This is a genomic window from Streptococcus mitis (assembly GCF_946190285.1).
In the GTDB taxonomy this organism is placed as follows: domain Bacteria; phylum Bacillota; class Bacilli; order Lactobacillales; family Streptococcaceae; genus Streptococcus; species Streptococcus mitis_CP.
Map to the genome: position 1 here is coordinate 129,792 of NZ_CAMHZX010000002.1, position 23,350 is coordinate 153,141.

The 23,350-nt window shown below is 41.1% G+C and carries 21 protein-coding genes; 3 read left to right on the forward strand and 18 right to left on the reverse strand.

From position 1 onward, the window contains the following. Positions 1 to 91 precede the first annotated feature (91 nt). Positions 92 to 1,153, forward strand: coding sequence for a DNA polymerase IV (gene dinB, locus N8L39_RS04215; protein WP_261010206.1), 1,062 nt, complete (start codon positions 92 to 94; stop codon positions 1,151 to 1,153). 32 nt (positions 1,154 to 1,185) lie between these two features. Here dinB and N8L39_RS04220 read toward each other — a convergent pair whose 3' ends face one another. Both N8L39_RS04220 and N8L39_RS04225 read right to left on the reverse strand, forming a co-directional pair. Next, positions 1,186 to 2,031: an undecaprenyl-diphosphate phosphatase gene (locus tag N8L39_RS04220; protein ID WP_049501842.1), complete on the reverse strand. Its 846-nt coding sequence runs from the start codon at positions 2,029 to 2,031 to the stop codon at positions 1,186 to 1,188. Between the two features lie 60 nt (positions 2,032 to 2,091). Further along, the gene (locus tag N8L39_RS04225; RefSeq protein WP_261010205.1) at positions 2,092 to 3,981 is read right to left on the reverse strand and encodes a DUF2207 domain-containing protein; all 1,890 of its coding nucleotides are present in this window, start codon (positions 3,979 to 3,981) and stop codon (positions 2,092 to 2,094) included. A 138-nt stretch (positions 3,982 to 4,119) separates the two neighbouring features. Between N8L39_RS04225 and N8L39_RS04230 the strand changes: the two genes are divergently transcribed. Both N8L39_RS04230 and N8L39_RS04235 read left to right on the forward strand, forming a co-directional pair. Continuing rightward, positions 4,120 to 5,685, forward strand: coding sequence for an ABC transporter substrate-binding protein/permease (locus N8L39_RS04230; protein WP_049550552.1), 1,566 nt, complete (start codon positions 4,120 to 4,122; stop codon positions 5,683 to 5,685). Then, positions 5,685 to 6,425, forward strand: coding sequence for an amino acid ABC transporter ATP-binding protein (locus tag N8L39_RS04235; protein ID WP_000189477.1), 741 nt, complete (start codon positions 5,685 to 5,687; stop codon positions 6,423 to 6,425). Before N8L39_RS04230 ends, N8L39_RS04235 begins: the two co-directional genes overlap by 1 nt. A 204-nt stretch (positions 6,426 to 6,629) precedes the next feature. Here the strand turns inward: N8L39_RS04235 and N8L39_RS04240 are convergent, their stop codons facing one another. The 16 genes from N8L39_RS04240 to N8L39_RS04315 form a co-directional block, all read right to left on the reverse strand. Next, on the reverse strand, positions 6,630 to 6,845 hold the full coding sequence (locus tag N8L39_RS04240) for a capsule biosynthesis transcriptional regulator (RefSeq protein ID WP_001130035.1): 216 nt from the start codon (positions 6,843 to 6,845) through the stop codon (positions 6,630 to 6,632). Between the two features lie 853 nt (positions 6,846 to 7,698). Beyond that, positions 7,699 to 8,949: a threonine ammonia-lyase IlvA gene (ilvA, locus tag N8L39_RS04245; protein WP_000952970.1), complete on the reverse strand. Its 1,251-nt coding sequence runs from the start codon at positions 8,947 to 8,949 to the stop codon at positions 7,699 to 7,701. A 113-nt stretch (positions 8,950 to 9,062) separates the two neighbouring features. Further along, on the reverse strand, positions 9,063 to 10,085 hold the full coding sequence (ilvC, locus tag N8L39_RS04250; RefSeq protein WP_000290683.1) for a ketol-acid reductoisomerase: 1,023 nt from the start codon (positions 10,083 to 10,085) through the stop codon (positions 9,063 to 9,065). 172 nt (positions 10,086 to 10,257) lie between these two features. Continuing rightward, positions 10,258 to 10,734 (reverse strand): acetolactate synthase small subunit, encoded by a 477-nt coding sequence (ilvN, locus tag N8L39_RS04255; RefSeq protein ID WP_001253803.1) that lies wholly within the window; start codon positions 10,732 to 10,734, stop codon positions 10,258 to 10,260. Then, entirely contained in the window at positions 10,727 to 12,427 is a 1,701-nt protein-coding gene (locus N8L39_RS04260) for an acetolactate synthase large subunit (protein ID WP_077804356.1), read from the reverse strand. The genes ilvN and N8L39_RS04260 overlap by 8 nt, the downstream gene beginning before the upstream one ends. 199 nt (positions 12,428 to 12,626) lie before the next feature. Beyond that, positions 12,627 to 14,294, reverse strand: coding sequence for a DAK2 domain-containing protein (locus tag N8L39_RS04265; RefSeq protein WP_033678388.1), 1,668 nt, complete (start codon positions 14,292 to 14,294; stop codon positions 12,627 to 12,629). Positions 14,295 to 14,296: 2 nt separating this feature from the next. Further along, positions 14,297 to 14,662 carry an Asp23/Gls24 family envelope stress response protein gene (locus tag N8L39_RS04270; RefSeq protein WP_261010204.1) on the reverse strand — a complete coding sequence of 122 codons (366 nt, stop codon included), beginning with the start codon at positions 14,660 to 14,662 and terminating at the stop codon, positions 14,297 to 14,299. Between the two features lie 155 nt (positions 14,663 to 14,817). Beyond that, complete coding sequence (gene rpmB / locus N8L39_RS04275; RefSeq protein ID WP_001140948.1) at positions 14,818 to 15,006, reverse strand: 50S ribosomal protein L28; 189 nt, start codon at positions 15,004 to 15,006, stop codon at positions 14,818 to 14,820. Between the two features lie 105 nt (positions 15,007 to 15,111). Further along, on the reverse strand, positions 15,112 to 15,786 hold the full coding sequence (locus tag N8L39_RS04280) for a LiaF transmembrane domain-containing protein (RefSeq protein WP_033686323.1): 675 nt from the start codon (positions 15,784 to 15,786) through the stop codon (positions 15,112 to 15,114). A gap of 4 nt (positions 15,787 to 15,790) precedes the next feature. Then, the gene (locus tag N8L39_RS04285) at positions 15,791 to 16,237 is read right to left on the reverse strand and encodes a LytTR family DNA-binding domain-containing protein (RefSeq protein WP_261010203.1); all 447 of its coding nucleotides are present in this window, start codon (positions 16,235 to 16,237) and stop codon (positions 15,791 to 15,793) included. A 113-nt stretch (positions 16,238 to 16,350) separates the two neighbouring features. Continuing rightward, on the reverse strand, positions 16,351 to 16,854 hold the full coding sequence (locus tag N8L39_RS04290; RefSeq protein WP_261010202.1) for a phosphatase PAP2 family protein: 504 nt from the start codon (positions 16,852 to 16,854) through the stop codon (positions 16,351 to 16,353). A 95-nt stretch (positions 16,855 to 16,949) separates the two neighbouring features. Then, positions 16,950 to 18,710, reverse strand: coding sequence for an ABC transporter ATP-binding protein (locus tag N8L39_RS04295; RefSeq protein WP_261010201.1), 1,761 nt, complete (start codon positions 18,708 to 18,710; stop codon positions 16,950 to 16,952). Further along, a complete protein-coding gene (locus N8L39_RS04300) occupies positions 18,700 to 20,469 on the reverse strand; it encodes an ABC transporter ATP-binding protein (RefSeq protein WP_261010200.1) in 1,770 nt (589 codons plus the stop codon). The genes N8L39_RS04295 and N8L39_RS04300 overlap by 11 nt, the downstream gene beginning before the upstream one ends. Then, positions 20,444 to 20,914: a MarR family winged helix-turn-helix transcriptional regulator gene (locus N8L39_RS04305; protein ID WP_261010199.1), complete on the reverse strand. Its 471-nt coding sequence runs from the start codon at positions 20,912 to 20,914 to the stop codon at positions 20,444 to 20,446. The genes N8L39_RS04300 and N8L39_RS04305 overlap by 26 nt, the downstream gene beginning before the upstream one ends. 177 nt (positions 20,915 to 21,091) lie before the next feature. Then, positions 21,092 to 21,808 carry a YebC/PmpR family DNA-binding transcriptional regulator gene (locus N8L39_RS04310; protein ID WP_000532882.1) on the reverse strand — a complete coding sequence of 239 codons (717 nt, stop codon included), beginning with the start codon at positions 21,806 to 21,808 and terminating at the stop codon, positions 21,092 to 21,094. Between the two features lie 95 nt (positions 21,809 to 21,903). Then, on the reverse strand, positions 21,904 to 23,274 hold the full coding sequence (locus N8L39_RS04315; RefSeq protein ID WP_261010198.1) for an MATE family efflux transporter: 1,371 nt from the start codon (positions 23,272 to 23,274) through the stop codon (positions 21,904 to 21,906). Between the last annotated feature and the right edge of the window lie 76 nt (positions 23,275 to 23,350).

Below are 23,350 nucleotides of genomic sequence, written 5' to 3' on the forward strand. Positions count from 1 at the left end.
TATTATATTTTTGAAAAAATAAAGCCTTTTTTCCTTTTTTTCAGAAAAAAGGGTATAATAAGAGAAAATAAGTAGTAAAAAGGTGCTAGGCATGTTGATTTTTCCCTTATTAAATAATTTGTCAAGAAAAATCATCCATATTGACATGGATGCCTTTTTTGCTGCGGTGGAAATCAGAGATAATCCTAAACTCAGAGGAAAACCTGTCATTATCGGAAGTGACCCTCGGCAAACAGGTGGACGGGGAGTCGTTTCTACCTGTAGCTATGAGGCACGAGCTTTTGGTGTCCATTCAGCCATGAGTTCCAAGGAAGCCTATGAGCGTTGTCCCCAGGCTGTCTTCATCTCAGGGAATTATGAGAAATACAAGACTGTGGGACTCCAGATTAGAGCTATTTTTAAGCGCTATACAGATTTGATTGAACCTATGAGTATTGACGAAGCCTACTTGGATGTAACAGAAAATAAACTCGGTATCAAGTCAGCGGTCAAAATCGCTCGCCTCATTCAAGAAGATATCTGGCAAGAACTCCATCTAACTGCTTCTGCTGGTGTTTCTTACAACAAATTCTTAGCTAAAATGGCCAGTGATTATCAAAAGCCACATGGTCTGACAGTGATTCTACCTGACCAGGCTGAGGACTTTCTCAAACAAATGGATATTTCCAAGTTTCATGGAGTAGGAAAAAAGACGGTAGAACGTCTTCATCAAATGGGCGTTTTTACCGGCGCTGATTTGCTTGAAGTCCCTGAGGTAACCCTAATAGACCGTTTTGGCAGGCTGGGCTATGACCTTTATCGAAAGGCTCGTGGCATCCACAATTCCCCAGTCAAATCCAATCGTATCCGTAAATCAATCGGGAAGGAGAAAACCTATGGGAAGATTCTACGTGCTGAGGAAGACATCAAAAAAGAGCTGACTCTTCTATCAGAAAGAGTCGCTCTCAATCTCAGTCAACAAGAAAAAGCTGGAAAAATTGTCATTTTGAAAATCCGCTATGAAGACTTTTCAACTCTTACTAAACGAAAAAGTCTGGCCCAAAAAACACAGGATGCTAGTCAGATAAGCCAAATTGCCCTGCAACTCTATGAAGAGTTAAGCGAAAAAGAAAGAGGTGTCCGCCTATTGGGGATTACCCTGACTGGATTTTAAAACCTTGAAGAGCTGCCCCTTCAAGGTTTTTCTTATACAAATAAACGAACAAAGCTATAAAGTAGCAAGACACTACCAAGCACGATACGGTATTTACCGAAAAGGGTAAAGTCGTGTTTTTTCACATAACTTGTCAAGAAACGAATAGCGATCATGCTGACCGCAAAGGCGACTCCCATGGCAACCAAGAGCAAGAACAATTGTCCAAAGCTCAAGAGCTGTCCTGCTTTCACAAATTTGAAAATCTTTAATGCGCTAGCTCCAAACATAACTGGAATTCCAAGATAGAAGGTAAATTCTGTCACAACAGAACGACTAGTTCCATTCAACAAACCACCGACAATCGTTGCTCCTGAACGGCTAGTCCCTGGTAAAAGAGCAAGAACTTGGAAGAGTCCGATATAGAAGGCTGTCGTATAAGGAAGCTTGTCCAACTCTGTTACACTTGGTTCAATAGCACGAGCTTTATTTCGCTTTTCCAAATAGATAAAGGCAATCCCATAAATAATCAACATGAGAGCAACTGAAACCATATTATGGAAGTGAGTATCAAACCAATCATCAAATTTAAAGACGGCAAGCAAAGGTAAAGTGGCAACCAAGACCTTCAACCACAGTCTCCAAGTCTTACGAACTTCCTGCTTGTCCTTAGTCGGTTTGAAAGGATTGAGCTTGTTAAAGTAAATGACCATAACCGCTAAAATCGCACCAAGCTGAATCACAACATTAAACATGGACATAAAAGATTCATTCTGATTTTGGTATTGGATAAACTCCTCTGCTAAAATCAAGTGACCTGTACTGGAAATCGGCAACCATTCCGTAATTCCTTCAACAATACCGAAGAAGATAGATTTTAAAATTTCAATAAGATACATAGATTACTCCTTTTTCTATCTTCCATTATAGCATATTTTTTCAGCCAGTGATAGCTCTCTTTAAAAGGCGCCGATACTGCCGCCACCTCCGCCTCCAGAGAAGCCACCGCCAGAACTTCCACTTCCAGAAGATACGGAATAGGTACTTGCTGTATTTGCGATGCTGGCATAATGGCTCATTTGCGCGCTTGAATGATAAAACATACTATGCCAGCCATAAGCTACATAGAGATTGATATCTGGATTTTCCACTTGAATCTGATGAACATTCATCAAATGACTGACCTTGTCCGCATAGCCAAATAAGGTCGCATAGACCAAGAGGCGATTCCAAACCACAATACTTTCCAGTTCAGCCTGATCCAATCGTGCAATCTCACGCAACATATTTTCAAAACTGGTCCAGAGATAGTATACTTCTGCTCCTGCTTCATTTAGGACACCATCACGATTATCTAATCGAAGCTTCCAATAATAGAAAACAGCCAAAACCAAACCTAGAAAACCAAGTATTGGCAAGGGGATGTAAAGATAGCCATAAACATCCAAACTGTACAAGAACAAACCAAATCCGATAAATAGGGGCAAGATAGTCAAGACCCCCATACCCACTTGCAAGGCCTTTTCCCCACCAGTTAAAGGACGATAATAATCTGGGAGCCCCCAGAAAGTAACCCGATTTTTCACTCCTTCTTGCATCTCTTTCAATACTTCTTCAAAAGAAGATTTGAGTTGAATCCCTCTTGCTTGAATCCGTTTTTCATCAGAGACTTTTGCTCTACGATAAAGACTATCAGATACCTTGTAATCCGCAAACAAATTGGAAAGAGTTTCTTCTTTTTTGCCTGAAAAAGCCAGATTTAGACAGTCTTTCTCAAAGCTTGACAAACCATCTTCTTTTACTAGCCTCAAACCAACTGCATCTCCTTCTGAAATGATAGAGACATTCCCACGGTCTATCACATCTAGCAAGGTAGCTTGAATAAGTTGGTCAAAGGTGAATTTTCCAGCTCCCTTGACCAAGGGACTCACTTCCTCCAAGGAGGTCGAGTAGACAGCCTCTGATAAAACCATAGGCTCTAATTCCATTGGTGGTTCATAGATACGATGATTTTTGGCATATTTGACTGAAGGAGTGGTCTTTCTTCTATAAATAAAATAGAAGCAGACACTCAATAACAAGGAGATAAAAAGTATCGAAGGGAGGACCCAAGTAACGAGTTGTTTACTCTGATCTTTTTCTCTAACAATCGAGTCTTCTATCTTATTAAACTCCTCTAAACGATTCCCTTTCAATCCCTGATCCCTAGCGCTAGCAAAATCAGTTCGAGGCCAATAGGCATGTAATTCAACTCCACGCTTAGGCGGAAGATTGTCTAAACGGATAGTATAATCAAGGTTACTCTTTTCAACCGTTCCCTCTCTAAAAAGTTTCCCTGTATGGAAAAAGAGTTTTTCAGCCCCCTTGTCTCCCCTTACATGAAATTCAAACTTTCCAATAGCTCCTGAACTATCTGTCAGAGGTTGCCAATTTAATTCAGCGATATCATCATAAAGGAAAAGCAAATTCTTTAAGTTCCAGATAAGGTCAACTTCAACTGTGTCGCCTTCCTGGCCTGGATTATAGACTTTAACAGTATAACCATCTGCTCCTTCTATCACTTCGCTAGTAACGTCTGCTAGTTCAGCACCATTTTTCGAGGCCTGAACCTTTGGTTGAGGATCTATCTCAAATCCGCTAGGCATCTTGCCAGCACGTCCAAGTCCCACGATTTGCCCCTTAAAGTCCTCCTCAAACTGGTAAACTATCTTCTGTCTAAATTCTGCCGTATTGTCTGCATGAATATACAAATCTCCTTGATAAGAGTTTATCTTAAAATCAATGGCAAAAACAGAGAACGGCAGAAGGCAAAACAAGCCTAACACTAGTAAGAAAAAAGTTTTTTTCATCAACTAAGCCCCCTTTTTATCTTTGCTATCATTATATCATTTTTTCAGAAGTAAGGGCTTACCTATATTGAAAAATAGAGTTTTTTTCGATAAAATAGGAGACAGTTATTTTTTAATAGATTAGAAATAGGAGAAATCATGAGAAAAATATACTTATCTATTTTCACAAGTCTCTTGCTGATGCTGGGACTTGTCAATGTTGCCCAAGCTGATGAATATTTACGCATCGGGATGGAAGCAGCATATGCTCCCTTTAACTGGACTCAGGACGATGATAGCAATGGGGCTGTCAAAATCGATGGGACTAACCAGTATGCTAACGGATACGATGTTCAAATCGCCAAGAAAATCGCTAAGGACTTAGGCAAAGAACCTTTGGTTGTTAAAACAAAGTGGGAAGGTCTAGTTCCTGCCCTTACTTCTGGTAAGATTGACATGATTATCGCAGGAATGAGTCCTACTGCCGAGCGTAAACAAGAGATTGCCTTTTCAAGCAGTTACTACACTAGCGAACCAGTTTTGCTTGTCAAAAAAGATTCTACTTATGCAAACGCAAAATCTTTGGATGACTTTAACGGTGCGAAAATCACTTCTCAACAAGGTGTCTACCTCTACGACTTGATTACACAAATTCCGGGTGCTAAAAAAGAAACTGCCATGGGAGACTTCGCTCAAATGCGCCAAGCACTTGAGGCTGGTGTCATTGATGCTTATGTTTCTGAACGCCCAGAAGCTCTGACTGCTGAAGCTGCTAACTCTAAGTTTAAAATGGTTCAAGTAGAACCAGGTTTCAAAACTGGGGAAGAAGATACAGCTATTGCCATTGGACTTCGTAAGGATGACAATCGTATTAGCCAAATCAATGCCAGCATTGAAACCATTTCAAAAGACGATCAAGTTGCCTTGATGGATCGTATGATCAAGGAACAACCTGCCGAAGCTACAACAACTGAAGAGACTAGCAGTAGTTTCTTTAGCCAAGTCGCTAAAATTCTTTCTGAAAACTGGCAACAACTCTTGCGTGGTGCTGGTGTCACTCTTTTAATCTCTATCGTCGGAACCATCACAGGTCTCATTATTGGACTTGCCATTGGTGTCTTCCGTACTGCTCCTCTATCTGAGAATAAGGCCATTTATGGCTTACAAAAACTAGTCGGCTGGATTCTCAATGTCTACATTGAAATTTTCCGTGGTACCCCAATGATCGTTCAATCGATGGTTATCTACTATGGAACTGCCCAAGCTTTCGGGATAAACCTTGACCGCACACTTGCTGCTATCTTCATCGTTTCGATCAACACTGGTGCCTACATGACTGAAATCGTTCGTGGTGGTATCCTAGCAGTTGACAAGGGACAATTTGAAGCCGCGACTGCTCTTGGTATGACCCATAACCAAACCATGCGTAAGATTGTCCTCCCTCAGGTAGTTCGTAACATCCTACCAGCAACTGGTAATGAATTTGTCATCAATATCAAAGATACATCTGTATTGAACGTTATCTCGGTTGTCGAACTTTACTTCTCAGGAAATACCGTAGCAACACAAACCTATCAATACTTCCAGACATTTACAATCATCGCCGTGATTTACTTTGTCCTCACCTTCACCGTAACACGTATCCTACGATTCATCGAACGCCGCATGGACATGGATACCTATACTACAGGTGCTAACCAAATGCAAACGGAGGATTTGAAATAATGACACAAGCAATCCTTGAAATTAAACACCTCAAAAAATCCTATGGACAAAACGAAGTGCTAAAAGACATTTCTCTAACTGTCCACAAGGGAGAAGTTATCTCTATCATCGGAAGCTCTGGAAGCGGAAAATCAACCTTCCTACGCTCCATTAACCTCCTTGAAACGCCAACTGATGGACAAATCCTTTATCATGGACAAAACGTCCTCGAAAAAGGCTATGACCTCACGCAATACCGTGAAAAGTTGGGGATGGTGTTCCAATCCTTTAACCTCTTTGAAAATCTTAACGTACTTGAAAACACAATTGTCGCTCAGACAACTGTCCTTAAACGCGAACGTACAGAAGCTGAAAAGATTGCCAAAGAAAACCTAGAAAAGGTCGGCATGGGAGAACGCTACTGGCAAGCCAAACCAAAACAACTCTCAGGTGGTCAAAAACAACGTGTAGCCATCGCTCGTGCCCTCTCCATGAATCCTGACGCTATTCTCTTTGATGAACCAACATCAGCTCTCGATCCAGAAATGGTTGGAGAAGTCCTCAAAATCATGCAAGATTTGGCTCAGGAAGGCTTGACTATGATTGTCGTAACCCACGAAATGGAATTCGCCCGTGATGTCTCTCACCGTGTTATCTTTATGGATAAGGGTGTGATTGCTGAAGAAGGCAAACCAGAAGACCTCTTCACCAATCCTAAAGAAGACCGTACAAAAGAATTCCTTCAACGCTATCTCAAATAAAAAGAAAAGGCTGCATCAATCGTGCAGTCTTTTTGCTGTCCTCATACTCTTCGAAAATCTCTTCAAATCACGTCAGCTCTATCTGCAACCTCAAAACAGTGTTTTGAGCAGCCTGCGTCTAGCTTCCTAGTTTGCTCTTTGATTTTCATTGAGTATCAAAATGAAAAGGCAGACCTTATTCAAGAATCCGCCATTATCCAAAGATTAATCTTCAAATTTTTCATGATTTTTATCATAGAAATCAATTAAACCTAGAGCTGTTTCAAATGAAATATTTTTTACTTTTGCACGACCCTGCGCTAGAGCAATGATAGACATTTCACGCGCATTCGTTTCTTTAGAGATACGGTAGCCTGTGATTTTCTTATCACGAACCCAGCCAACAACTGATTCTACTTTTTCAAAGTTTGACTTAGCCATGTCTTCCTCCTATTTTCTTATTTACGATATTTAATTGTATACGCTTTTAATTGTATACGCTTTTATACTTTTTGTCAATAAAAAAACATATATTCGATAAAATGAACGCCCTTATTTTTACTTGCTATCTTATTAAAGCTTATAATATATAAGTTTTTCATTGCCGAAAACAATTTTTTTAGTTCTTTAAAGCAACTGTATTATCAAACCTTATTTATGTAATAATATTCACATTTAACAGATGCTTATTCTCGATAATCTAGACATATTCTAGTCTTATTTCATATTATTTATTCCACTGCAAAACAAAAAAATTTGACAAAATAGTCTTCTGCTCTAAACCATTTCTAACGAGTATTTTTCTCCTTTTAGACTTTTTCCTGTCTACACTAGCATTCAATCATTTGATCAACTGTACCAGTTATTTACTTTATCAAGTTTACTTTTTATTTCTCCTACCCATTAAAAGACGAGTAGCTAGGAAACCGTAGTATTTTATGCTTCATTTTTTCTACTGTTTTCATCTTACGAGTATCCCATTACTCTTCTCAGTAACCTCAGTATAATGAGGCATCTCATTAGTATTGATTATTTTTTCTAATTCCTATTATATTTAGACAAATTTCAGATTAGCTATATATAAAATAGTATATTTCAAAAAACTCCTTACATATAACAAGTAATTTTACTCCCTTATTATAAATTGAATCAAAAAACATAGGTACTATAATGAGTTATGATAGAAATAGCGTAATCGATTTCCTAAGTCCATAGGAATCGCCCCCTTTCTTCATCTTCATTATAGCACCTATACATCAATTGTGCAAATAATATGATATTTTTTTATTAGTCCTCAGACAAGCATATTATAGAGCGTTTCGTTACCATTTAAGTTAATATAAGCTGGATCAAAACCTTCCATTCGACGAATCAATCCTGCATAATCATGCTTATCTGCCAAGGCAATCCCAATTAATACTGGACCTGTCCCCTTGCTAGCTCGCTTAATATACTCAAAACGTGTGATATCATCATTTGGCCCCAAGATATCATTTACAAACTCACGCAAAGCCCCTGGACGCTGTGGAAAATTGACCACAAAGTAATGCTTGATCCCATCATAAATCAAGGCACGCTCTTCCATTTCTGGCATACGGTTGATATCATTATTTCCTCCAGAAATGATACAACAAATGGTTTTCCCCTTGATATATTCAGCTAACACCTCTAGAGAGGCGATACTAGCCGCTCCAGCAGGTTCTGCGACAATCCCTTGCTTAGAGTAGAGGTCAATCAAGGTTTCAGAAATCAATCCCTCATCGACACCTACCAAAGTCTGAACATGTTGGCGAGTTGCTTCATAGGTCAACTGACCTACCTTTTGCACGGCAATCCCATCCGCAAATTTGTCAATTTCTTTGAGCTTAACAGGTCCACCAGCTTCAAAGGCAGCCTTCATGGAACGCGCTCCATTAGCCTCTACCCCAATGACTTCAATTTCTGGACTTATTTCCTTGATATAGGTAGAAACCCCAGCAATGAGACCGCCACCACCAACAGGAACCAAGACAGCATCAAAATCAATGGATTCTTTTCGAGCTTCTTCTAAAATCTCATAAGCAACGGTTCCTTGACCTGCCTGAACATGGGCATCATCAAAGGGATCAATAAAGGTACGATTTTCAGAAACTGTAAATTCTTGAGCCGCTTTAGCTGAGGCATCAAAGGTATCTCCAACTAGTTTAATGGTTACGAAGTCACCACCAAAAAAGCGAACCTGACCAATCTTTTGTTGCGGAGTTGTAATGGGCATAAAGATAGTAGCAGGAATTTTCATCTCATTACAAGTATAGGCAACTCCCTGCGCATGGTTTCCCGCAGAAGCACAGACTACCCCACGCTCACGCTCTTCCTTGCTGAGCTGAGAAATAGCATAATAGGCACCACGAATTTTAAAGGAACGAACACGTTGAGCATTTTCCTTTTTCAAATAAATCTTAGCACCATACTTCTCCGATAAATAATGATCATAATCAAGTGGGGTATTCACAACCACACCGTTCAAGACCTTGTGAGCCTTGATGATATCTTTTGAACTTAACATCTTTTTCTCCTAGACTATTCATACTATCACAATCCATCCTCTCAAACAGAGATGAATTGATTATAAAAGCGAGTTAGGTCCCCCCAACTCGCCTTCACCTTAATTTCTATAAATTAGTTATAGATTTTGAATGCATCATCATCGTTTTTACCAACGAATGGCATTGCTTTACGCAATTCTGCACCAACTTTTTCAATTTCAAGGTTAGCTGCTTGTTCACGGTAAGCAGTCAATTTTGGACGTCCAGCTTTATAGTCATTTACAAAGTCATTTGCAAATTTACCATTTTGGATATCAGCCAAGACAGCTTTCATGTTTTCTTTAACTTGTTCAGTAATCACACGTGGACCTGATACATAGTCACCGTATTCAGCAGTGTTTGAAATTGATTGACGCATTTTCTTGAATCCACCTTCGTAGATCAAGTCAACGATCAATTTCATTTCGTGAAGAACTTCAAAGTAAGCCAATTCTGGAGCGTATCCTGCTTCTGTCAAGACTTCGAAACCTGCTTCGATAAGGGCAGTCAAACCACCACAAAGTACAGCTTGTTCACCAAACAAATCTTCTTCAGTTTCTTCTTTGTAAGTTGTTTCAAGAAGACCTACACGAGCTGCTCCAACACCTTTACACCAGTCCATAGCAATATTTTTCGCATTTCCTGTTGCATCTTGGTATACTGCGTAAAGAGCTGGTACACCAAATCCTTCTTCGTAAGTACGGCGCACCAAGTGTCCTGGTCCTTTAGGAGCACACATGAAGACATCTACATCCGCAGGAACTTTGATAAATTCAAAGTGGATGTTGAAACCATGAGCAAATCCAACTGCATTTCCAGCTTCCAAGTTTGGAGCGATTTCTGCTTCATAAAGTTCTTGTTGGATTTCGTCTGGTGCCAAAATCATGATAACGTCAGCCAATTTAGTAGCTTCTGCTACTGTGTAAGTGTCAAATCCATCTTCTTTTGCTTTATCAAAAGATTTACCTGGACGTACACCGATAATAACGTCACGACCTGAATCACGCAAGTTTTGAGCATGCGCATGTCCTTGTGAACCATAACCGATAACGGCGATTTTTTTACCGTCAAGCGCTGCTACTTTAACATCTTTTTCGTATTCCATTTGAACTGCCATAGTTTTTTCTCTCTTTTCTATTATTTATTGCCTTTTAGGCTGGTTTAACAAATTTAAGTTGGATTTTTATACTCAATGAAAATCAAAGAGCAAACTAGGAAGCTAGCCGCAGGCTGTACTTGAGTACGGCAAGGCGAAGCTGACGTGGTTTGAATTTGATTTTCGAAGAGTATTAGTCGCGGGTAAATCCAGTTGCACCCGTCCTAGCAATATTGCGAATACCGTATGGTCGAATGACTCGCAATAGAGCTTCACTCTTTTCAGCATTTCCTGTCATCTGAATGGTAATCGAGCTTGGCGCTACGTCTACTACCGTTGCACGGAAAGGTTGAATAATAGCTAGAATCTCAGCTCGCTTCTCAGCTGGTGCTGACATCTTCACCAAAATCACCTCGCGCTCCAAGTGTGGTTTGTCCGTAATATCACGAATGCGAATCACATCAATTTGACGATTGAGCTGCTTGATGATTTGCTCCACTTCATCATGTGAAGCTACATCAATAATAATGGTGATACGCGATACATTCGGATCTTCTGTTGCTCCAACAGAGATACTTTCGATATTGACCTGACGACGAGACAGGACACCGGTAAAGCGATTGAGGACTCCTGAACGATTTTGTAGTTTTGCTGTTAACATTCTACGCATGGAACTTCACCCCCAACATCTCATGATTACTCTTACCAGCTGGTACCATTGGTAACACCTGTTCCTTACGAGAAATATCCACCTCGATTAGCATAGGAACATTCTCAGTGATGACTTCAAGGTCTTGAGCCAAGGTCTCAGGATTGTCAAACTTATAGTTTTTAATGCCATAAGCCTGTGCCATCAATTGGAAATCAGGAAGGGTATCAAAGACTGACTCAGATGTTCTACCTTCATAGAAGGATTCCTGCCACTGACGAACCATTCCAAGTGAGTGGTTGTTCAGCATAACCACCTTGATTGGCACCTTGTAAATGTTTAAAATAGCCAATTCCTGGTTGGTCATTTGGAAACCACCATCCCCAACAAACAAGACCACTTCCTTATCTGGATTAGCAATTTTGGCACCGATTGCTGCTGGAATTCCGAATCCCATCGTGCCCAAACCTCCTGAAGTCACTAACTGACGCTCATTTTGGTATGGATAATACTGGGCTGTCCACATTTGGTGTTGACCAACGTCTGTGACCACAATGGCATCCCCATTCGTCAATTCACCAATGCGTTCAATAACGGCTTGCGGTTGAACCACACGCTCTTTCTTGTCATAAGAACGAACACGGTTCTTATCTTTAGTGACCTTCTCAATCCATTTCTCAGTATTGTTATGAACTATTGGTTCCGCCAACAACATTTGCAAGGCTTTCTTAGCGTCTCCAACTACAGGAATATCTGCACTGATAATCTTGCCAATCTCAGCTGGGTCAATATCAATGTGGGCAACCTTAGCATTCTTAGCGAAGGTCTTAGGATTCCCCGTCAAGCGGTCATCGAAACGGCAACCAATACTAATCATAAAGTCCGCTTCCGTCATGGCAATATTAGCTGCGAAAGACCCGTGCATACCTCCCATTCCAAGGAAGAGTGGATGAGTTGTTGCAATCGTGCCTTGCCCTAAAAGACTGGTTACCACTGGAATCTGATAGCGTTCTGCAAATTCATTTAGTTCCGCAGCAGCTTCAGCATAACTAATTCCGCCACCAGCCAGCAAGACTGGTTTTTTAGCCTTGGATAATTGCTTCAAGATTTTCTTGATTTGCATATCATTCGGCTCAAGAGTCGGCTGATAGCTTGGTAGATTCACTTCTGGTGAATAAATGAAGTCTGTTTCCAAAGCAGATACGTCTTTTGGTAGGTCAATTACGACTGGTCCTGGACGACCTGTAGTTGCGATATGGACAGCTTCCGTAATGATACGAGGGATATCTGCCGTCTCACGAACTTGGTAATTGTACTTAGTGATTGGCATGGTAATTCCTACGATGTCTGCCTCCTGAAAGGCATCTTTCCCAATCCCTGCTCGCGCAACCTGACCTGTAAAGACCAAAAGGGGAACACTATCGCTCATGGCATCCGCAATCCCTGTAATGGCATTTGTTGCTCCTGGTCCGCTAGTGACGACGGCAACACCCAACTTTCCAGTTGATTTGGCATAACCTTCAGCTTCATGCAAACAACCTTGCTCATGGCGTCCTAGAATGTGGCGAATGCCTTTAAAATTATATATCGCATCATAAAAAGGCAAGACAGCACCACCAGGATAACCAAAGATGGTATCAATTCCTAAATCACGAAGTGTTTCCAAAACCAGGTCCGACCCCGTCTTAGGAGATTCTAAACTGATTTTCTCCATTGTTCCCCTTTCTCTTCTCTTAAAAATAACTTGTTACTATCATACCACTTTTTCAAAATTTTTCAAGACAAAAGAAGAAATTTTCTGAATTTTCTATTTTAACGTTTATTTATGAATGTTATTTTTGTTTTTATTAAAAAGATACCGATTTCATTATTCAAAAAGAAAAAAGAACTGATTTCTCAGTCCTTCATTAATCTTATTCCACACTAAATAGGTATGGGTAAACTGGTTGTTGGCCTTGGTGAATCTCTACTTCAACATCTTCGAATTCTTCTGCGATTTCTTGGGCAATTTCATTGGCAAGTTCTTCGCTTCCGTCTTCACCGACATAGAAGGTTACGATCTCACTATCTTCATCCAACATATGTTTCAAGGTTTCTGTCAAGGTTTGGTGCATGTCAGGGTTTGACACGAGGATTTTCCCATCCACCATACCTAGATTATCGTTTTCATGGATTTCTAAGCCATCAATGGTTGTATCACGCACAGCTGTTGTGACGCTTCCACTAACGACATCGCTAAGAGCAGCAGTCATACGCTCTTGGTTTTCTTCGATGGACTTGCTTGGATCAAAGGCAAGAAGACTTGTCAAACCTTGAGGAAGAGTACGAGTCTCTACCACTACTGCTGGTTGCTCCAAAACTTCTGCTGCAGATTGAGCTGCCATGAAGATGTTTTTGTTATTTGGCAGGAAGATAATGTTACGAGCGTTGACCTGTTCAACAGCCTTGATAAAGTCTTCTGTTGAAGGGTTCATAGTTTGACCGCCTTCGATAACATAATCCACACCTTGAGAACGGAAGATATCTGCTAGACCTTTACCAGCAACGACAGCAATCAAAGCATATTCTTTTTCTTCAGCTGGTTTGCTAACTTGAGCAGCTTCTTTCTCAACCTGTGCTTCGTGTTGGTTACGCATATTGTCAACTTTTACCTTGACCAAGCTACCATATTTAAGACCTTCTTGCATAACAAGTCCTGGATCTTCTGTATGGACATGGACTTTGACGATTTCATCATCATTGACAACGAGGAGAGAGTCTCCAAGTTCATTCAAGTAGTTACGGAATTCATCGTAATCAAAATCTTTAGCATAGGTTGGACCTTGCTTAAGAGCTACCATGATTTCAGTACAGTAACCAAAGGTAATGTCCTCAGTTGCTACATGACCAGCTACAGACTTGTGGTGCTCTGCATTGATCATTTCACTCATGTTGGCAGGAGTCGCTACAAAGTCCTCAGATGCAATATATTCCCCAGTAAGGGCTGAAAGGAAACCTTCGTAGATGAAGACCAGTCCTTGACCACCTGAGTCCACAACGCCAACTTCTTTCAATACTGGAAGCATGTCTGGCGTTTTAGCTAGGGCTGTTTTAGCACCTTCCAAGGCTGCGCGCATGACTTCAACAGCGTCATCTGTTTGCTCAGCTTTTTTCTTAGCACCGATAGCAGCCCCACGAGAAACTGTCAAAATCGTTCCTTCAACTGGTTTCATAACTGCCTTATAGGCAACTTCTACACCCGATTGGAAGGCAAGAGCCAAGTCTTGACCTGTTAACTCGTCTTTATCCTTGATAGCTTGTGAAAATCCACGGAAAAGCTGAGACGTAATAACGCCTGAGTTTCCACGCGCACCCATCAAAAGACCTTTGGCAAGAATGCTCGCTACCTCGCCAACTGTAGAAGCTGGCTTGTCTGCAACTTCTTTAGCTCCATTTTCAATGGTCATTCCCATGTTTGTTCCAGTATCTCCATCTGGAACTGGAAAGACGTTTAATGAATTGACATATTCAGCTTGCTTATTCAAGCGAGTTGATGCCGCCTGCACCATTTCTTGAAATAAGCTAGTAGTAATTTTTGACACGGTTATTCTCCTACAACTTTGATATTTTGAATGTAGACATTTACAGTCTGAGCAGTAATTCCAAGCTGGTTTTCCAAGCTAAAACGAACACGCTCTTGAATGTTTTTTGACACTTCGCTAATCTTTGTTCCGTAGCTCAACACGGTATATACATCAACTGCAATACTGCCATCTTCGGCCGCCTTTACGACGACACCTTTGGAATAATTTTCCTTACCTAGAAGGGCTTGGAAATTATCTTTGAGGGTATTTTTACTAGCCATACCGACCACACCAAAAATCTCAGTTGCTGCTCCACCTACGACGGTTGCAATCACTTCATCTGTTAGTTCGATTTGACCATCTTTTGTATTAATTTTTACAGTCATCCTTTTTACCTCAACTAGTTGATACTCTATTTTATCATATTTCAGCCCAAGTGTAAAAGCAGAATACTGTATCAGCGGATATTTACTCTATTGTTCAAATGATCTTATATCTACAGTAAAAGAAAAAAGACCCTAAGGTCTCCTTACTTTTATTATTAAACGCGTTCAACTTTACCTGATTTCAAAGCACGAGCTGAAGCCCAAACTTTTTTAGGTTTACCATCGATAAGAACAGTAACTTTTTGAAGGTTTGGTTTTACGGCACGTTTTGTTTGGTTCATCGCGTGTGAACGGTTGTTTCCTGATACAGTCTTACGACCTGTAAAGTAACATACTTTAGCCATTGTGTTTTCCTCCTATTAGATCTAATATAGCGGATGTGCTAGCACCACATACCGTACTATGTTATCACACTTTCTTCATTTTTGCAAGGGAATTGGAAGATTTTTTTATTTAACGTAGACAATTCCCAACTTCCCAAAAGCCACATCTCCACGGATAATCAAGGTTTTGCTGGTTGGGACTAGAGGAGTATCTGCCTTAGCTACGCCACAGAAAGTTTCTACCTTTAAATCAACTCCCCAATGTTGGGGAACATAGATAACTGCATTGCCAAAACCAACTTCCACTTTCAGAGTTGCGGTATCTCCTAAAATCTCTGCATTGTCATAATATATCTTGGCATTGCCAAAACCAACTTCTACTTGATCTTCTACCAATTCTTGCTCTTGCTTGTAGAAAGTCCCAGTCCCAAAAGCAACTTCCTTATCTGTCAGAATGGTCTTTTCACCGTCATACCACCATTTTTTCCCATTCCAAGTTCTGTTAGAATGAGTGAGTGCGCTGACACCCATTACGATTAAAATACTTGCCCAGAACAATGACTGATTAGGAATTGGTAAAATGCCATAAAAGTGGTTAGCAATCATTAAGGCTACTAGAGCTGTAAAAGAGGCTGAAGTTAAGTGACGACGCAACAAAGCTCCAACTGATTGATAGGCAAAAAATCCAATACCAAGCAAGGGCCAAATTTGCCCACCGAATGAAGGGATTCCAAAATTTCCTTGTAATAATATTAAAGCTGCCAATACTAGCAACACAATACCAAATGCTTTCTTTTTCATGTTCTTACCTCATGTTTCTTAGATTTTCTTTTAGGAGGGATTGGTAATGCCGTGAGACATGAACCTCCTTGTGGGTCTGATAAAAGGAAATGGTGCCCGTTCCTGAAAAGGATTTGTCCACCGAGTAAACCTGACGGATATTTGCAATAGTCGACTTGGATACCCGACTAAAATAGCGAGGAAGGATAGCCTCTAACTCATAGAGTTTAAGCCGAACCTCGTAGGCATCTTTCTGGGTATGGGCATAAATCTTGCTACCTTCCGTCTCAAAGAAGAGAATTTCCGACAAATCCAGATAATATTCGCCCGTCCCCTTGTAAAAAATCAACCGAGGAGACTTGGACTCTTGCAAGAGGCTCTGTAAATCCGCAATCTCATCTGTCAAAGCCGCTGCCTTGATGACAATTTCAGTTTCCTCTAAATTGCTGTCAATTTCAATTCGTAACTTCATTCCATCTCCTTTCTGACTCTACTATATCAAAGGGAAAATAAGAAAACAAGAGCAAAAAAGCAAGTGGCTACTTTAGACTCGTAAGTGGTTGTATGGCCACCTTAACTTACAGGTCAAAATAGAAAGAAAATCACACCCCACACAAGAGCACAAATATAGCCAACCACTACATCCTTGGGAAAATGCACTCCACCTAAGACTCTCACTAGACCGAGGAGGGCTGACAAGACCAACAAGATAACCCCTACAGATAAACTAGCATGTAAGCAAGCCATGGAGATAATGGTTGCTGAGAAGACATGACGACTGGGCATAGACTGACCAGGACTGTCTCTGTCTAGTAGCGATACAATTTCCCAAACTTCATAAGGCCTAGGGGCATTGATTTTCTTACGAAGAAGGGACAAAATCACAAAACCTGATGCAGGGATAAACACATAGATCAAGACCTGTTTCCCAAATCCTTCTCGGAAATAGATAGTGGTTAACAAGGTCAGATAAACTATAGGCATAACTACTGTCATGAACCGATTGAAAGTTCTTAACAAGCTCAGAAGAAAGGGATTATTTTTAATGTTACTAGCAACGTGGCCATACCATTCTTGATAATTTTTCATATATTTTCTCATCACTTACTCAAATTTTGCTTATAGGGAAGCACTTGTCTTCTAGTATAGTGCAGAAAAAGAAGGCCGTCAAGCCTTCTTTTGATTTATTCTTCTGCTTCGTCTTCTGTAAATTGACTGTTGTAGAGGTCAGCGTAGAAACCAGCTTGCGCCATCAGCTCATCATGATTTCCTTGCTCGATGATATTCCCATCTTTCATGACGAGAATAAGATCAGCATTACGGATGGTTGACAAGCGGTGGGCGATGACAAAGGAAGTTCTGCCCTCCATCAAACGATCCATAGCTTTCTGAATCAATTCCTCAGTCCGAGTATCAACAGAAGAAGTCGCCTCATCTAGGATTAGGAGTGGCGCATCTTTCAGCAAAGCACGAGCAATGGTCAAGAGCTGTTTTTGTCCGATAGACAAGGTTACTGTATCGTCCAAGACGGTATCGTAACCATCTGGTAGGGTCATGATAAAGTGGTGAATCCCTACAGCCTTGCTGGCTTCAATCACGCGCTCATCACTAATATCCTTTTGGTTATAGATAAGATTGTCTCGGATAGTGCCTTCAAAGAGCCAAGTGTCCTGCAAGACCATTGAAAAGGCATCGTGTACTTCCGAACGCTTCATCTCCTTGGTATCCACACCATCGATACGGATGTTTCCCTTATCAATCTCATAAAACTTCATCAAAAGATTGACAATGGTTGTCTTACCAGCTCCGGTCGGTCCGACAATGGCAACCTTTTGACCTGCATGAGCAGTCGCAGAAAAGTCATGAATGATGGTTCGCTCTGGTGTGTAACCAAAGGAAACTCGATCAAAGACCACTTGCCCTTTCATATCGCTCAACTGTCTTTCTTTATGAGATTCATCTTCCATTTCCTCTTCAGCTAAGAATTCGAAGACACGTCCCATGGCTGCGCTAGCCTGCTGAAGACTGGTAATCCCTTGAGCAATTTGGGAAAGGGGCTGAGAAAAGATACGAACGTAGGCCATAAAGGCAACGATAATCCCGATACTAATCTGCCCATTCAGAGCTAAGGCTGCACCAACGATAATCACTAAGGCATAGCTAAAGTTACCAATAAACACCATAATCGGCATCATAATCCCTGAAATAAACTGAGACTTCCAGATACTGTCATACAGACGATGGTTTAATTTCGCAAACTCTTCTTTCGTGTTCTCGATAGCATTGTAGCTGGTCACCACATTATGACCAGAGTACATTTCTTCCACATAACCATTTACAGCTGCCAAATCCTGTTGCTGACTCTTAAAAAATCCCTGTGATCTGCCCATAAAGACGGACACGAAAACAAAACCAATAAGTGTTGAAACAACCGTCACTAAGGCTAAAATCCAGTTCATCCCAAACATGGTTACCAAGACTGCTACGACCAATAAACTAGATGAAAGAACTGTTCCCAGACTTTGATTCAGGGACTGTGCTGCAGTGTCAACGTCATTGGTTACACGAGACAAGGTATCTCCTTGAGAATGTCCATCAAAATACCCCAATGGAAGACGATTAATTTTCTCTGCAATCGCTCTTCTCAAACGCTCTGAAAAACGTTGAATGGCTGTTGTAAACAGAAAGGCCTGTAAATAATTTGATAGAAGTCCGATCACATAAATCACGGCCAAAAAACTACCAATAGCTGCAACCGCCGCGACATCCACACTAGTTCCCAAACCATTTGCAATGATATTGGTCATTTCCTTGATGCGAGTCGGCCCATAAACAGTAATGATATTGGATACGATTGTTGCTAGAAAGGCTATCAGAAGGGCAAACTGGAGACCTGCAAGATAGGGTTTACTCTGTTTCCAAAGAGACATTTTCTTATTTTCCATGTTCCAATTCCTCCTTCGATAGTTGTGAATAGGCAATTTCTTGGTAAACTTCATTATTAGCCAGAAGTTCCTTGTGGGTTCCTTGCCCCACGACTTTACCTTGATCCAAGACCAAAATCAAATCTGCATCCATAATCGTTGAAATACGCTGTGCAACGATAAGCTTGGTCATAGACTTGGTTTTCTCTGCTAGCTCTTGGCGAAGAACTCGATCTGTCTTGTAGTCCAAGGCTGAGAAGGAGTCATCAAAGATGAGGATTTCTGGCTTCCGAGCCAAGGCACGCGCAATTGCCAGACGCTGTCTTTGACCACCTGAGAAGTTGGTTCCTCCTTGGGCCACTTCTGACGCTAAGCCCGCTTCCTTGTCTTCGATAAAGCTCTTAGACTGGGCCAATTCCAAAGCTTGCCACATAGCCTGATTACTAAGCGGTGTTTCTTGACTCTGTCCAAAGTCTAAATTATCCTTGACATCACCTGAAAAGAGAACCGCTTTCTGGGGAATATAACCAACCTTGTTGCGCAAATCTTCTAGAGCATAGTCTTGAACATTGACACCGTCCACCAGAATTTCTCCTGCTGACACATCGTAGAAACGTGGAATCAGATTAACTAGAGTTGATTTACCAGAACCTGTTGACCCAATAAAGGCCACTGTTTGACCAGCTTCTGCTCTAAAGCTAACATGCTCGATAACTGCCTCCGAATTTGCCGCATAGCGGAAGGTCACATCCTTAAATTCGACCTGACCTTTGAGGTTTTCATCAGCCAGCTGCACTTGAGCAGGGTTTTGAATAGAAGAATGCAAATCTAAAACTTGATTAATCCGCTTAGCAGAGACCATAGTTCGGGGAAGAACGATGAAGAGTGCTCCCATGAGAAGGAAGCCCATGACAACCTGCATAGCATAAGACATGAAAACAATCATGTCACTAAAGAGAGGCAGACGCGCTATCGGAGCAGCGTCGTTAATCACATAGGCCCCAATCCAGTAAATCGCCACACTCAAACCACTTGAAATCCCCATCATGATAGGGTTCAAAATAGCCATAAGACGGTTGACAAACAAATTCAAGCGTGTCAATTCATCATTTGCTGCTGCAAATTTTTCATTTTGGTATTCTTCAGCATTGTAGGCGCGAACGACACGAATACCTGTTAAACTCTCACGAGTGATACTGTTTAGTTTATCAGTCAGCCCCTGAATCAAGGACTGTTTTGGAAAGGCTAGCGTCATCAAAACTGTCGTCATCAGGACGTTGACAATCACTGCCACAAGTACGGCCCAGAGCCAGTATTCTGAATGACCTAAAATCTTCCCGATAGCCCAGATAGCCATAATCAGACCACGTGTTACCACTTGCAAGCCCATGGTAATCAACATTTGAACTTGAGTAATATCATTGGTGGTACGAGTTAAAAGACTGGGAATAGAGAATTTCTTAATCTCTGTCTGCGAGTAATCCAAAACTCGGTTAAATATATCACTTCTCAGCCTACTAGTATAAGAAGCTGCCACTCGGGATGCAAAAAATCCAACTGCAACTACGGACAAGAAGGCAAGAAAGGACATTCCCACCATCATGCTTGCCGGCTGCCATAACTCATCTAAATTAGTTCCTTGACTACCTAGCAAATCCGTAATTTTCGAGATATAGGTCGGCACTTCCAACTCTAGATAGACCGAAAAACAAGTAAAGAGAATGGCTAGTAAAATCAGCCCCCATTCTTTTCTACTAATTCGTTTGGCTAATTTCTTCATTCTCTCCTCCTATTCCCTTGATATTTTCCTGTAGTTGACCGAGAACTTTCTCAAAAATCAGTAATTCATCTTCATCAATGTCTTCCATCAACTGCTTGTCAATTCGTTCAAAAAAGGCCTTAACCTGCTGCATCTGAGAACGTGCTTTGTCCGTCAAACGAACAAATTTTGCCCGCTTATCACTAGGACTCGCCTCCAATTCCACCAAACCATTTTGCACCATACGCTTGACCAAATTACTAGCAACAGACTTGGTAATATTGAGTTCCTGCTCGATATCTTTAATCAAGACCAAGTCTTGGTTTTTCTCACGATTATCCAAAAAACGCACAACCTGACCTTGAGGCCCACCCATAAATTCAATACCACAACGTTTGGCTTCCTTTTGCACCATGAGATGAATCTGATGACCAAAACGCTTAAAGACTAACATCGGTTTATCCATACTAACTCCTTTCTAACTATCACATTTAGTTCTCCTAGGAACTAAATGAGTTTTCATGGGAACTATTTTACCATTTTCAGAAAAGCTGTCAAGAAAAAAGTTTTCATGAGAACTATTTTCTTGATTAAAAAAATCCCAAGTGAGCTTCTCACTTAGGATCATATTCTCAATGTTAAATTAGAATCCGTCTACGTTTGTGTAGATCTTTTGTACGTCTTCGTCGTCTTCAAGAACGCTATAAAGTTTTTCAAAGGTTTCAAGGTCATCCCCTGACAATTCCACTTCTGACTGAGGAATCATTTCCAATTCAGTTACTTGGAATTCTTCGATACCTGACTCACGAAGGGCAACGATAGCCTTGTGAAGGTCAGTTGGAGCTGTGTAAACTGTGATTGTACCTTCTTCTGCTTCTACATCATCCACATCCACATCTGCTTCTAGCAATTGCTCAAAGACTGCATCGGCATCTTCACCTGCAAATACGATAACACCCTTGTTATCGAAGAGGTATGAAACCGAACCTGAAGCGCCCATGTTTCCGCCATTTTTACCAAAAGCTGCACGGACATTGGCCGCTGTACGGTTGACATTTGAAGTCAAAGTATCAACAATCAGCATAGAACCATTTGGTCCAAAACCTTCGTAACGTCCTTCTGTAAAGGTTTCGTCTGTGTTTCCTTTAGCCTTGTCCAAAGCTTTATCGATAACGTGTTTTGGCACTTGGGCTTGTTTAGCACGGTCGATAACGAATTTCAAAGCTGAGTTTGATTCTGGATCTGGATCACCTTTTTTAGCTGCTACATAGATTTCTACACCAAATTTTGCATATACTTTAGAGTTAGCTCCATCTTTAGCCGTTTTCTTGGCTACGATATTGGCCCATTTACGTCCCATTAGGAATCTCCTTTTTTCACATTTTAATCTTTCTTATTATAACACAAGTTTTTTCGATTTTCACTAGAGGAAATGGATTTTATTAGCAAATACAGCTAGGAGAGCACTTTGGTTGCCAAGATTTCCTTGCCTTCTTTTATCAAGGGGTGACGAAACAGTGAGAAATACAGTTGGATAGTCATGGCAACCCAGATTAAGGGTTCGCAAAGGATAACTCCCTTATAGCCTGCCCAAGGGATAATCAAGACCACAAAAGCGATTTTCCCGATTAGTTCGATAAAGCTAGAGACCAGAGGAAGGACTTTTTGCCCCAAGCCCTGCAAACAATTGCGATAAATCAACAAGAGACTCAAAATAGGATAAAAGGCTGAACTGATTTGCAGATAGAGACTTCCATTTTCTATCAAGTAGCTATCCGTCGAACTAGCCAAGAAGGAAACCAAGGCTGGACTGGCAAAAAAGAGGAAGATACAAATAAAAACTGCCCAGGATATACTTAAACGACTGCCGATTCGAAGACCTTGAACAATGCGGTCTGGGCGCTTAGCACCTAAATTCTGAGAAGCAAAGGTCGTCATCGAAGCAGAAATAGCGGTCATAGGAAGAAGGGCGAAGGCCATAATGCGTCGCGCCGCTGTTTGAGCACTAATAATCACGGCTCCAAAAGTATTAACAGAAGACTGTAAAATCACACTGCCGATAGATACAATTGAACTCATCAAGCCCATAGCCAAACCTTGCTCCAAGAGATCGGCGTATAAGGCCTTGTCCCATTTGAAATGCTTGAGCTGAGGGAGTAGCTCAGGCACACTCTTACGGATATAATAAAAGCAGAGAACCGCTGATAAGCCCTGCGAAATGATGGTGGCAAGGCCCGCAGATTGAACCCCCAGTTGCAGTTGCGTAATGAAATAGAGATCCAGAACCACATTAACCAAAGCAGAGAAAATCAGAAAACCAAGCGCAGCTAGACTATCCCCAATGGATCTCAACAAACCAGCAAAAAGATTATAAGCAAAGCTGACACCAACACAAGTCACAATCATAGAAATATATTGATAAGACTGAGGGAGGATTTCAGCAGGGGTATCTAAATATTGCAAGAGTGGATACAGACCGACAAATCCCAGCAGCATCACTACAATACTCAAAAGAGCACCTAAAATCCAGGTGGCTGCTACTGCCTCCTTGATTTTAGTGAAATTCCGAGCTCCATAATAACGGGCAATGACAATTCCCATGCCATTGCCAACACCAAGAGTAAAACCTACAATCAGGTCAAAAATCGCTGTCGTCGCTCCTACTGCAGCCAAGGATTCTTGACCAAGAAATCGTCCAACAATCAAGACATCAGCAGTATTATAGAGCTGTTGAAAAATATTTGATAGCAAGATTGGGAAGGCAAAACTCAAAAGCGAGGGAAGAATCGGACCATGTATCAGGTCCACTGTTCGTTTTTTATTCATAAGGCTATTATATCAGCTTTCTAGAGGAGCGACAAGAAACAGCAAACTATGCGTGAGCTGAAAACCAGAAAAAGAC

Bases quoted from the DNA above. Each gene is read 5' to 3' on its own strand.
- N8L39_RS04280 (WP_033686323.1), bottom strand. From the start codon at position 15,786: ATGAAAAAGAAAGCATTTGGTATTGTGTTGCTAGTATTGGCAGCTTTA.
- N8L39_RS04235 (WP_000189477.1), top strand. From the start codon at position 5,685: ATGACACAAGCAATCCTTGAAATTAAACACCTCAAAAAATCCTATGGA.
- N8L39_RS04315 (WP_261010198.1), bottom strand. From the start codon at position 23,274: ATGAATAAAAAACGAACAGTGGACCTGATACATGGTCCGATTCTTCCC.
- N8L39_RS04230 (WP_049550552.1), top strand. From the start codon at position 4,120: ATGAGAAAAATATACTTATCTATTTTCACAAGTCTCTTGCTGATGCTG.
- N8L39_RS04310 (WP_000532882.1), bottom strand. From the start codon at position 21,808: ATGGGACGTAAATGGGCCAATATCGTAGCCAAGAAAACGGCTAAAGAT.
- N8L39_RS04285 (WP_261010203.1), bottom strand. From the start codon at position 16,237: ATGAAGTTACGAATTGAAATTGACAGCAATTTAGAGGAAACTGAAATT.
- N8L39_RS04220 (WP_049501842.1), bottom strand. From the start codon at position 2,031: ATGTATCTTATTGAAATTTTAAAATCTATCTTCTTCGGTATTGTTGAA.
- N8L39_RS04270 (WP_261010204.1), bottom strand. From the start codon at position 14,662: ATGACTGTAAAAATTAATACAAAAGATGGTCAAATCGAACTAACAGAT.
- N8L39_RS04240 (WP_001130035.1), bottom strand. From the start codon at position 6,845: ATGGCTAAGTCAAACTTTGAAAAAGTAGAATCAGTTGTTGGCTGGGTT.
- dinB (WP_261010206.1), top strand. From the start codon at position 92: ATGTTGATTTTTCCCTTATTAAATAATTTGTCAAGAAAAATCATCCAT.
- N8L39_RS04260 (WP_077804356.1), bottom strand. From the start codon at position 12,427: ATGGAGAAAATCAGTTTAGAATCTCCTAAGACGGGGTCGGACCTGGTT.
- N8L39_RS04295 (WP_261010201.1), bottom strand. From the start codon at position 18,710: ATGGAAAATAAGAAAATGTCTCTTTGGAAACAGAGTAAACCCTATCTT.
- N8L39_RS04300 (WP_261010200.1), bottom strand. From the start codon at position 20,469: ATGAAGAAATTAGCCAAACGAATTAGTAGAAAAGAATGGGGGCTGATT.
- N8L39_RS04290 (WP_261010202.1), bottom strand. From the start codon at position 16,854: ATGAAAAATTATCAAGAATGGTATGGCCACGTTGCTAGTAACATTAAA.
- ilvC (WP_000290683.1), bottom strand. From the start codon at position 10,085: ATGGCAGTTCAAATGGAATACGAAAAAGATGTTAAAGTAGCAGCGCTT.
- N8L39_RS04305 (WP_261010199.1), bottom strand. From the start codon at position 20,914: ATGGATAAACCGATGTTAGTCTTTAAGCGTTTTGGTCATCAGATTCAT.
- rpmB (WP_001140948.1), bottom strand. From the start codon at position 15,006: ATGGCTAAAGTATGTTACTTTACAGGTCGTAAGACTGTATCAGGAAAC.
- N8L39_RS04225 (WP_261010205.1), bottom strand. From the start codon at position 3,981: ATGAAAAAAACTTTTTTCTTACTAGTGTTAGGCTTGTTTTGCCTTCTG.
- ilvA (WP_000952970.1), bottom strand. From the start codon at position 8,949: ATGTTAAGTTCAAAAGATATCATCAAGGCTCACAAGGTCTTGAACGGT.
- ilvN (WP_001253803.1), bottom strand. From the start codon at position 10,734: ATGCGTAGAATGTTAACAGCAAAACTACAAAATCGTTCAGGAGTCCTC.